The 10,469-nt window shown below is 69.7% G+C and carries 9 protein-coding genes; 4 read left to right on the forward strand and 5 right to left on the reverse strand.

Translation table 11 applies throughout. The features are described 5' to 3' along the window. Nucleotides 1-13: 13 nt before the first annotated feature. Together QNJ12_RS22470 and rpmA are read left to right on the forward strand one after the other, a co-directional pair. Nucleotides 14-115 carry a bL21 family ribosomal protein gene (locus tag QNJ12_RS22470; protein ID WP_300626163.1) on the forward strand — a complete coding sequence of 34 codons (102 nt, stop codon included), beginning with the start codon at nt 14-16 and terminating at the stop codon, nt 113-115. Nucleotides 116-133: 18 nt separating this feature from the next. Next, entirely contained in the window at nt 134-388 is a 255-nt protein-coding gene (gene rpmA, locus QNJ12_RS22475; protein ID WP_300626148.1) for a 50S ribosomal protein L27, read from the forward strand. Between the two features lie 105 nt (nt 389-493). Here the strand turns inward: rpmA and QNJ12_RS22480 are convergent, their stop codons facing one another. Then, nucleotides 494-1,600, reverse strand: a complete 1,107-nt coding sequence (locus QNJ12_RS22480; RefSeq protein ID WP_367281841.1) for an HD domain-containing protein — start codon at nt 1,598-1,600, stop codon at nt 494-496. Nucleotides 1,601-1,696: 96 nt separating this feature from the next. Further along, nucleotides 1,697-4,303 (reverse strand): penicillin acylase family protein, encoded by a 2,607-nt coding sequence (locus QNJ12_RS22485; protein ID WP_300626151.1) that lies wholly within the window; start codon nt 4,301-4,303, stop codon nt 1,697-1,699. A 382-nt stretch (nt 4,304-4,685) separates the two neighbouring features. Between QNJ12_RS22485 and obgE the strand changes: the two genes are divergently transcribed. Both obgE and proB read left to right on the forward strand, forming a co-directional pair. Further along, nucleotides 4,686-5,942 (forward strand): GTPase ObgE, encoded by a 1,257-nt coding sequence (gene obgE / locus QNJ12_RS22490; RefSeq protein WP_300626153.1) that lies wholly within the window; start codon nt 4,686-4,688, stop codon nt 5,940-5,942. A 16-nt stretch (nt 5,943-5,958) separates the two neighbouring features. Beyond that, nucleotides 5,959-7,044 (forward strand): glutamate 5-kinase, encoded by a 1,086-nt coding sequence (proB, locus tag QNJ12_RS22495; protein WP_300626155.1) that lies wholly within the window; start codon nt 5,959-5,961, stop codon nt 7,042-7,044. Between the two features lie 43 nt (nt 7,045-7,087). Here the strand turns inward: proB and QNJ12_RS22500 are convergent, their stop codons facing one another. From QNJ12_RS22500 to QNJ12_RS22510, 3 genes are all read right to left on the reverse strand, one after another. Next, nucleotides 7,088-7,849, reverse strand: coding sequence for a PspA/IM30 family protein (locus QNJ12_RS22500; RefSeq protein ID WP_300626157.1), 762 nt, complete (start codon nt 7,847-7,849; stop codon nt 7,088-7,090). Between the two features lie 148 nt (nt 7,850-7,997). Further along, nucleotides 7,998-9,593 (reverse strand): murein biosynthesis integral membrane protein MurJ, encoded by a 1,596-nt coding sequence (murJ, locus tag QNJ12_RS22505; RefSeq protein ID WP_300626159.1) that lies wholly within the window; start codon nt 9,591-9,593, stop codon nt 7,998-8,000. Next, nucleotides 9,590-10,303: a hypothetical protein gene (locus QNJ12_RS22510; RefSeq protein ID WP_300626161.1), complete on the reverse strand. Its 714-nt coding sequence runs from the start codon at nt 10,301-10,303 to the stop codon at nt 9,590-9,592. Before QNJ12_RS22510 ends, murJ begins: the two co-directional genes overlap by 4 nt. Nucleotides 10,304-10,469: the final 166 nt, after the last annotated feature.

Here is a 10,469-nt window from a genome sequence, read left to right on the forward strand (position 1 = left end):
GAAGGGCCCGAAGATCAACGGGTTCACCTACAAGCGCCGCACCAACCAGCGCCGTCGCTACGGCCATCGTCAGAACTACACCGTGGTCGAGATCACCTCGATCACCACCAGCTGAGTCGGGAGAAGGAACGACATGTCGAAGACCAAGGGCGGTGGCTCAACTCGCAACGGTCGTGACTCCAACGCCCAGCGCCTGGGCGTGAAGGTCTACGACGGCACCAAGATCACCGCCGGCACCATCCTGGTGCGCCAGCGCGGCACCAAGTTCCACCCGGGCCGCAACGTCGGCCACGGCGGCGACGACACCCTGTTCTCGCTGATCGACGGCTCGGTCAAGTTCGGCCAGCGCAAGGGCCGCAAGGTCGTCGACGTGAACCCGCTCGACTGACCGCCGAACACGTCGCCAGCCAAGATTCTGCGAACGGCGGGGCGCCCGGCGCCCCGCCGTTCCGCGTCCGTGCGTCGGTCCGCTGACGGGTGAGTTCGGGGCCCCTCAGACATCGATGCCGACGGGGAGCCGGTCGCGGTCCCAGTCGAGCAGCGCCATCGCCTGGCGGCAGGCGAAGCGGTCGGTCATCCCGCCGACGTAGGCCACGGCGCGCCGCAGCGCTTCGGGTGATCCGGCGTCGAGGCCGTGCTCCTCGGGCAGGAGGTTGGGCCGATCGGCGTAGTGCTCGACGAGCGCACGCAGCATCCTGATCACCGAGTCGGCCTGCGCCTTGCTGGCCGGCCGGAGGTAGATGTGCTCGTAGTTGAAGCGCCGATACTCAGCGAGGGCCTCGGCGATGGGCACCGTCATGCCGATGCGCCCGGATTCGGCGGTCGCCTGGATCATCGCCCGCACCATCGTGCCGAGCTGCGTCGAGCGGTCGGTGCCGACCCGGTCGCGGACGAGCGGCGGCAGCATATCCTCGCTGACGATGCCTGCCGCGACGGCGTCCTCGAAGTCGTGACAGACGTACGCGATTCGGTCGGCCCACGACACCACCTCGCCCTCGGGCGTCGCAGGGGCCGGCCGGCTCCACGAGTGATTGCGGACGCCGTCGAGCGTCTCTGAGCACAGGTTGAGCGGCACCAGCGTCTCGTCGGCACCCCAGACCGCATGGTCGTAGCCCTCCTCGACGTACGGCGTCAGGGCGTCTTCGCTGGCGTGACCACCGGGTCCGTGACCGCAGTCGTGGCCGATCGCGATCGCCTCGGTCAGCGCGACGTTGAGACCGATCGCCTGCGACACCGACCGAGCGACCTGGGCGACCTCGAGCGCATGCGTCAACCGTGTGCGCTGATGATCGTCGGGGAAGACGAACACCTGGGTCTTGCCCGCGAGCCGGCGGAACGCCGTGGCGTGCAGGATGCGGTCGCGGTCGCGTTCGAAGCACGTGCGAAACGGGTCCGGCTCCTCCTCCAGCTCCCGATCGCCGGCGCCACCCGCCTTGGTCGCGAGAGGAGCGAGCTCGTCGTGCTCGTCCTCCTCGCGCGCCCGGCGGGGGATGGTCGTGCTGCTTCCCGGTCCGGCCCACGAGTCCTCGTGTGCCAGCGCGACGTCGCCGGCCTGGTGTCCGCGCATCGTCGACGCCCATCGTTCGGCCCGTTCCTGCATCGCGTCGTCGACGTCGGTCACGGGGAACAGGCTACGGCGCCTCCCGCCGCCGCGAGGACGCCCTGGCACCGATGCGGCGGGCGTCGGGCCCGTCGGTCACACCGCCGGCGCGAACTCGATGACCTGCTGGAACGTGGGCCGGTTGGTGGCCCGGAAGTCGTCGGGGATCAGTTCGGGGATGAACGTGGTTCGCTCGGCCTCGGCCAGCCAGGCGGCCGGGTCGTCGCCGAGCTCGTCTGCCAGCCCTGTCACGACGTCGTCGATGGCGGCCCACAGCGAGTCCCGGCATGCGTCGATGTCACCGGCGCCGCAGTAGGCGACGTTGAACGGGCCGTCGACCGGTTCGCCCAGGATCGTGCGGAGGTCCTTGTCGATGAGGCTGGCGGCGTCGATGCCGCGCAGCCGGAGGCCGTCGTCGAGCGCGTCACCCAGCACGGGTTGGACGAGTGCTCGTTCGAGCGGCCTGATCAGCTCGTCGAGCAGCGTCGGGCCCGCCCCGTCGAAGTCGCCGTCGTCGTCTCGGTCGAGTCGGGGCGCGTCGTCGTCGACCCACTCGTCCATCAGGTCGACCACGTCGCCGGCCAACGACGAGGGCGGCTCGCCGCCGGCCAGGACGTCGCTGATGACCGGCCAGACCGACGACCGGACGTCTTCGGTCGCGGAGCGGTTCATCACGCCGACGACCCCCGCCAGGTCGACGCGGTCCGGCCACTGGTCGAAGCCCTCGACGCGGTGGACCGAGCCGTACTGGTTGCCGTCGCCGTGCATGAACCCAGGCGCCGACTTGTTGTTCCAGTTGAGCAGACGGCCGGTCGGGTGGCCGTCGGCGTGGGGGTGCTCGTCCTGTGCGAGGAAGCCCTGCCACTCGTACTGGCCGGTGCCGAGGGTGGGGAGGCGCCGGTCCAGCCCTTCGGCGCGCACGGGGAGGCGCCCGGACGCGAAGTACCCGATGCCGTCCCGGTTGGCGTAGCCCCAGTTGAAGGTGAAGCCGAACTTGTTCGCCGACTCGAAGAACGCCTCGTGCGTGTCGGCATCTCCCTCGGTCATGTCCTTGAGCGCGCCGAGGTTGAGCCCGTCGACCCCGAACGTCGACCGCTTGCTCGTGAGCGCCACCGGGGTGCCGTTCGACGTGGCGGTGCCGATGACCGGTCCGTGGACCGACGTCGGATAGCGGATCGGCACCCCACCGAGCGTGCCGGCGTCGAACTCCTCGAACGGGATGCATGCGCCGTCGTACTCGTAGTGGCCCGACGTCCGTGTGGCCGTCGATCCGTCGGGCTCGCAGAGCACCTCGGCGTAGACGTCCCGCACGTCCTGGTTGGCCGAGGTGAGACTCCAGGCGTAGTCCTCGGTCCGGCCGATCAGCATGTACATCGCCAGACCCGGCACCGCGGCGCCCTGGGCCTCGATACCGGGCCCGCTGAGGTGGACCTGCTGCACGATCTCGGGGTAGTAGTAACCGAGCTGCGGCCCCATCACCGCCAGCGTCGTGTCGTTGACCGACGCCTCCGAATCGACGATCAGCCAGTTCGAGGCCGTGAGTGCCGGCGGCTCGTCGGCGGCGTCGAACAGCACGTTGGCCCCGACGACCTGCGGAGCGGATCCCTCGGCAGGATCCCGCGGGTCGAGCGAGATGATCGAGCCCTCGTCGATGACGACCGAACCGGTCACCTCGCCGCCCGTCAGCGCCCCGTACTCGAATCGCTCGTCGATGGTGGTCGGTGCCTCCGGATCGTCGTCCGGCAGGAGGTCCTCCCAGACGAGCCGGCCCTGTTCCTCGCCCAGCCGGTTCTGCAGCGCTGACAGGAACTCGGCGTTGCGGGCCTCGCTGCCACCGCCCGCTCCGAAGATCGACCCGATGAATGCCGTCGTGGCGATGACGTCGTTGACGGTCGCCGGTTCGCGATCGAGGTCGTTCGCCTCCCAGTACGCGGTGAGGCCGTCGGCGTACGCCTGGGCGTCGGCGATGATCTCTTCGCCCTCCTCGCCGTACGTGTCGAGGATCACCTGGATCTGATCGGTGACGAGCTGCTCGGTCGCCTCGCTGGGGACGAACGACTGCCCGCTGGTGACCAGCGAGAACGCGTTGATGCCCGGCACGTCAGCGACCGCCGCTCGCGCCGGGCCACGGCCGAGGTCGATCAGCAACCCGCGGTCGCGGGCCGTCACCCATCCCGCCCCGAATGCCAGGTCCTCCCGGGTCTCGCCGGTGATGTGGGCGACGCCGAACTCGTCGTAGAGGATCGTCGTGCCCGGCCGGCCGGTCGGCTCCTCGACGGTCTCGCCGACCGGCTCGAAATCCTCGGGCAGGAAGAACCGCTCGAGATCGGCGTCGGTCACGTCGCCCCGCAGCGGCGTCAGGCCGTCGTACAGCGGCAGCTGGTCGAGCGAGTCGTCGTTGGTCGGCAGCCCGCCGTAGTTGCCGGGCGGGAGGATGTAGAACGCGCGGTCCTCGGTGATGACCGGGATCGGCTCGGTGGTCGGAGTGGTCGGCGCAGGCTCGGGATCGTCCGGCGGTGTCGTCGGGTCGGGCGCGCTCGCCGATGGCGTCGTGTCGGTGAGCTCCTCGTCGGTGGTGGGCGTTGTGGGCGCGGCCTCCCCGTCGCCCTCGTCGCCCGAGCACGCCGCGAGCACGATCGCCGCGCCGACCAGCAGCCCGACGACCACCCGAGTCCGGCGTCGGTGGTCCGGTGATGACGTCATCGCGATCCCTCCACGGTGGTCAGCTTCGCCCTGCAACGACCGTACCGGCTGCGGGTCCGGCGCGGCCTGGTCGGTGCGTCGGGTCGGTTGCCGTCTCGGGCACGGCTCCATCCAGCGCCATCGATCGTCCGGGTCGGCCCTCGGGCGACGTCGTGGTGGCCCTCCCATACCGAATCGGGGATCCGGGACCCACCCGCGTTCGACCAAGCCCGGACCTCCCTGCGTGAACACGTTCCATGCGACCGGAGATCCGTCGGCGACCTCGGCGGCACGGCACTGCATCTGCCCGTCGTCGACCCAGACGTGGGCTGACATCGCCCCGGTCCGTCGCAGCGGCAACGTCGACAGGTTCATGCACCCCGCAGCCGTAGGCTCATCTGCCATGTCCCAGTTCGTCGACGAGTGCCAGCTCAACGTGCGCGGCGGCGACGGTGGCGCGGGCTGCGTGTCCTTCCGGCGAGAAGGGCCCGTCGTGATGGGCGGGCCGAACGGCGGCGACGGCGGCAAGGGCGGCGACATCTGGTTGATCGCCGACCACAACGTGGCGTCGCTGCTGGCGTTCCGGGACCATCCCCACCGCCGGGCCGAGCGCGGGGTGCACGGCAAGGGCAAGGACCTGCACGGGCGGCGCGGCGAGTCGCTCGAGATCAAGGTGCCCGAGGGCACCATCGTGAAAGACCTCTACACCGGCGAGGTGCTCGCCGAGCTCTTCCACCACGGCGACAAGTTCCTGGCCGCAGCCGGCGGTCGAGGCGGCCGCGGCAACGCTCGCTTCCTCTCGAACCGTCGTCGTGAGCCGACGTTCGCCGAGCAGGGCGAACGCGGCGAGGAGCGCTGGCTGAAGCTCGAGATCCAGTTGATGGCCGACGTCGCCCTGGTCGGGTTCCCCAACGCCGGCAAGAGCACGCTGATCAGCGTCATCTCGGCGGCCAAGCCGAAGATCGCCAACTATCCCTTCACCACGCTCGAGCCGAACCTCGGTGTCGTGAGCCTCGACGAGGACACGAGCTTCGTCGTCGCTGACATCCCCGGGTTGATCGAGGGCGCCAGCGAGGGGAGGGGGCTCGGCCATCAGTTCCTGCGCCACGTCGAGAGGGCGCGCGTGTTGTGCCTGCTGATCGACCTGCAGCCGATGGACGGCACGCCCGCCGCCGAGCAGGAGCGCGTGCTGCTGCGCGAGTTGGGCGAGTACCGCCCCGATCTGCTCGAGCGACCGCGCCTCGTCGTCGGTACGAAGGCCGATGTCGTGCAGCCCGGGGAGTTGTCGGCGGCCGGCTGGGAGCATCCGGTCATCTCGGCGGTCACGGGGCAGGGCGTGCGCGAGCTCGTCGGCAGCATGGCGTCGCTCGTGCACGATGCCCGTGAGCAGCGCCCCGAACCAGAGGGCCTGGTGGTCATCCGGCCCGAGGTGACGGGTGCCATCGTCGAGCGCCTCGACGGTGGCGAGTACCGCATCGCCGGGCGCGAGGTCGAGCGCATCGTCGCGCTCAACGACGTGACGACTCCCGAGGCACTCGCCTACATCGACCAGCAGCTCGACAAGATGGGGGTGCACCGGATGCTCGGCCGCGCCGGCGTCGCCGAAGGCGACGTGGTGTGGATCGGCGAGTTCAGCTTCGAGTACGAGCCCGATCTGTGAGCGAGGTGGACCACACATGAGAATCGTCGCCAAGATCGGCACGTCGTCGATCACGACCGATTCCGGTTCGATCGACACCGCCGCCATCACGAAGCTGACGGCCGAGATCGCAGCTCTGCGGGCGGGCGGGCACGAGGTCATGGTCGTCTCGTCGGGTGCCGTCGCGGCCGGCGTGCAGGCGCTCGGCTTCGAGGCGCGGCCGACGGACATGCTGACGCTGCAGGCGGTCTCGGCCGTCGGCCAGACCCGGTTCATGCGCGTCTACAACGATGAACTCGCCGACCACGGCCTGGTCGGCGCGCAGGTGCTGCTCGACCCGCACGACTTCGTCGACCGCACGCAGTACCTCCACGCTCGCGAGACGTTGCAGCGTCTGATCGAGCTCGGTTGTGTGCCGATCATCAACGAGAACGACGCGATCGCCAACGACGAGCTGCGCTACGGCGACAACGATCGCATCGCTGCCCTGGTGGCGCACGCCGTCAAGGCCGATCTGCTCGTGCTCCTCACCGATCTCGACGGTCTCTACACGACGGATCCCCGCGCCGATGCCGGCGCGGCGCTGGTTCCCGACGTCGCGGCCGACGACCCGCTAATGGCGATCGATGCCGGGCTCGGGGGCAGCGGCCGCGGGAGTGGCGGGATGGCGAGCAAGCTGGCCGCCGCCCGGATCGCGTCGTGGTCCGGGGTGCGCACCGTGATCGCCAAGGCGTCGCGCCCCGACGTCCTGGCCGAGGTGGTCGGCGGTGCAGCCGTGGGCACCACGTTCGCGGCGCACGACCGCAAGTTGCCCGCTCGCAAGCTGTGGATCGCGTTCGCCGCCGAGGTGGTCGGCACGATCGTCGTCGATGACGGCGCCCAGCACGCGCTGACGACCCGTCCGACCAGCCTGCTGCCCGCCGGCGTGCGCGAGGTCCGGGGCGTCTTCGACGAGGGGGACACCGTCGAGGTCTGCAACGCGGCCGGCGAGGTGTTCGCCCGCGGCATGGTCGAGACACCGGCCACCGAGTTGCGGGCCGTGGCCGGGCTCCAGACGGCCGACCTGCCCGACGGCATGGTGCACGAGGTCATCCACCGCGACGACCTCGTGGTGCTGAGCTAGCCCGTTTCACGTTGTGTCAGACACAACGTGAAACGCGGCGTGGTCAGGTGCCGCCTTCGACCTGTGGGGTCGCGGCGGTGCCGCTCTCGAGGCCGAGCTCGGCGCGCAGCTCGCTGAGCCGGCTCTGGGCCTCGACGTTGGCCGTGGCCTGCTCGACCTCGAGCACCCGCGACTCGACGGAGGCCTCGGTGAGCTCGGACGCCGCCTTCGCCTTCGCGTAGCGGGCCTGGATCTTCTCCTCGACCTCTTTGAGCGTGGGGACGTCGTCGCCGACCGTCTCGTTGAGCTGGTTCATCGCGGAGTTCATCTCCTCCTGCATCTTCGCCTGCTCGAGCTGGCTCAGCAGCTTCGACTTCTCGGCGATCTTCTCTTGCAGGAGGCGGCTGTTCTGCGTGACCGCTGCCTTGGCCTGATCGGCGGCCTCGGTGCTCTCGAGCACCATCGCCTTCAAGCTCTCGACGTCCTTCTCGACCTGGATCAGCTGACCGGCGATCGTCTCGGCGGCCGAGGCGTACTGGGCGGCCTTGTCGGCGTTGCCGGCCTTCTCGGCGTCGGCGGCCATCATCAGCGCCTGACGGGCGTTGGCGTTGAGCTTCTCGAGCTCTGCCATCTTGCCGTTCAGGCGGATCTCGGCCTGCTTCTGGCCGGCGATCACGTTGGTGGCCTGCTCCTTGAGCCGCTTGTGCTGCTGCTGCGACTCCATGATCGCCTGCTCGAGCTGCACCTTCGGATCGGCGCGCTCGTTGAACGATCCGGTCAACTTGGCCGTCAGGTACTTCCACCACTTGCGTGCGAGCTTGAACATGCGCGGCAGCCTATCTGCTCGCCCGACGCCCTCCGAAGGGCCGCCATCCTGGCACGCGCCGGTACTGACCGACGCTGGCTCGCGCCGGCGGACGCCTCCTCGCGGCCGCCTGCCCTGCGGCTCGCGCCGCTTCGCGAGGCACAACCCGTCAGCCGCCGCTGCGAGCCGGACCGGGTAGGCGTCGCCGCAGCGAGTCGATCTCGGTCGTGTCCAGCGCCAGCAGGACCGCAAGGTAGACGACGATCCCGACCGAGCCGCCGACGAGGATCTGCGCCACCGCATGCCACCCGGTGTCCGCGCTGACGTCGTGCGTGACGAGCCAGATCGCCTCGGCCATCAAGACGGCCGCCAGGAGCATCCTCCAGACGCTCGCGACGATCGGTCGCAGCGAGAAACCCCGCACCTTGCTGCGCAGCACGGTGAGCGCCCACACCGACGAGAGCAGGTAGGCGAACGCGTAGGCGAGACCGAGACCGAGGACATCCAGCCAGCCGACCAGTGCGAACGCGAAGAGGACGTTGAGCAGGTTCTCGCCCACGTTGAGGACGAACGGGGTGCGGGTGTCCTGGTGGGCGTAGAAGCCGCGGAGCACGAACAGGTAGACCGAGAACCCGACCAAGCCGACCGAGAGCCCCGCCAGTGCCCGGGAGGTGTTGAACGCGTCCAGGGCGTCGAACTGGCCGCGTTGCATCAGGCCGATGATCGGCTCCCGCAGCACGAACATGCCGGCGGCCGCGGGCAGTGTGAGCAGCGCGATCATCCGGGTGCCCAGGGAGGCGTGGTGCACGAAGTCGGCGCGGTCTTTGCGGGTGACGGCTCGCGCCATCTCGGGTTGGAACGTGGTGGCGATCGACACCGCGAGCAGTCCGTGCGGGAGTACGAACCAGGTGAAGGCGTCGAAGTATGCCGACGCGATGCCCTCACCCTCGCCGAGGGCCAGGTTCCGGATGACCAGCAGCGCCACCTGGTTGGCGGCGACGAACCCGATCGTCCAACCCGACAGCACGAGCAGCTTCCTCACCGCGGGGTGCCGCCACTCCCACGCCGGCCGGAACCGCAGGCCAGCGCCGACCATCGCGGGCAGCACGGCGAGTGCCATCGCCGCGATGCCGGCCGTCGCGCCGAGCCCGAGTGTGAGGCGCAGCCGCGTGTCGTCGACCACGTCGGAGAGCTGCCATGTGGCGTCGCCGGCGTTCGGGAGCGACAGCAGGGTCACGATGATGATGAGGTTCGGCAGGATCGGGCTCCACGCGGCGGCGAAGAACCGCCGCCGGCTGTTCAGGTAGGCGTTGGCGATGCCGGTCAGGCCGTAGAACAGGATCTGGATCAGGAAGATCCGTGTGAGCGTCGTACCGACCTGACGGAACAGGTCCGCGTCGACGTCGTCGGCGACGTTGAGGCTGTAGAGCCGGAAGATCAGCGGTGCCAGCACGACGGCGACGATCGTGAGCGCGACCATGAGCGTGGTCGCAACGGTGATCACGACGTTCGTGGCGTGATCGTCGCGTTCGTCCTCGTCGCCGCCCATGAACGACGTGAACAGCGGCACCAACGTCGCCGACAGCACGCCGCCGAGCAGCAGGTCGTAGACGATGTTCGGAGTCTCGTTCGCCAGCTTGTAGGCGTCGGCGACGAGCGTCTGGCCGATCACGTAGGCGAACACGAACACCCGCAGGAGCCCGGTCACGCGCGAGAGCGCGGTGCCGGCGGCGACGACCAGGTTGGATCGGAGCAGGCCGCTCACGCGGTACGGGTTTCCTCGACCGCCTGGTGCAGCGCTTCGAGCTTGACGACGAGATCGTCGACATCTCGCGCGTACGTGTCCGCGTCGACCGTGCCGACACCGACTTCGCTCGCCCGCGCGACCAGTTCGTCAAGCTGGGTCTGGCTGAGGCGGAGCGAGGCCGCTGCCTCCGCGGACTGCTCCTTGAGGCGGTCTGCAGATGCGAGCTGACGCTCCACCGAGGTGACCGCCGCGTCCGCCTCGGGCGATGGTTCGGCGTCTGCTCGTTGTTGCAGCGTCGCCAGCTTGGAACGCAACGCTGTCGGGTCGAGGCGACGCACCGCGTCGTCGATCTCGTCACCGCGGCGAGCGATCTCCCAGGCCTCCGCGAGACCCCGTTCCAGTTCGCCGGCGATGCCGGTCATCGTCTGCTTGAGGGGGCCGTCGCCGACGCCTTCGACCGTGGCGCGCAGCTTGCGTCCGGAGCCCTGGGCCTCCTTCATGATCTGGCGCCAGGGCTCGCTCAGCATGAACGGGTCGATGTTCGGCGACTCGGGACCCTTCGGCATGGCGGCGCCGACGAGCGCGGCGTACACGGCCACGCCCACCCCGATGCCCACCCCGACGTTGACGAACCCGACGGTGACGCCGACGCCGAGCGCGACCAGGATGCGCCAGGACAGGATCGCCCTCGCAGTTCGTGGCGTGTAGAAGCGGTCACGCAGGCCCATCGGCGACGACGCTACTTGCCGCGGGTCGTGCTCGGAGGTGTGGCGCCGGTGACGGCCACCCGCCGGAGGCGCACTCAGGCGTGACCGTTGGCGTCGATGATGATGTGGGTGGTGGCGAGGGTGTAGATGCAGATGGTGCCGGTGGGTGAGAGTTTGGCGATGGCGG

The sequence above is a fragment of the Ilumatobacter sp. genome, assembly GCF_030065885.1.
In the GTDB taxonomy this organism is placed as follows: domain Bacteria; phylum Actinomycetota; class Acidimicrobiia; order Acidimicrobiales; family Ilumatobacteraceae; genus Ilumatobacter.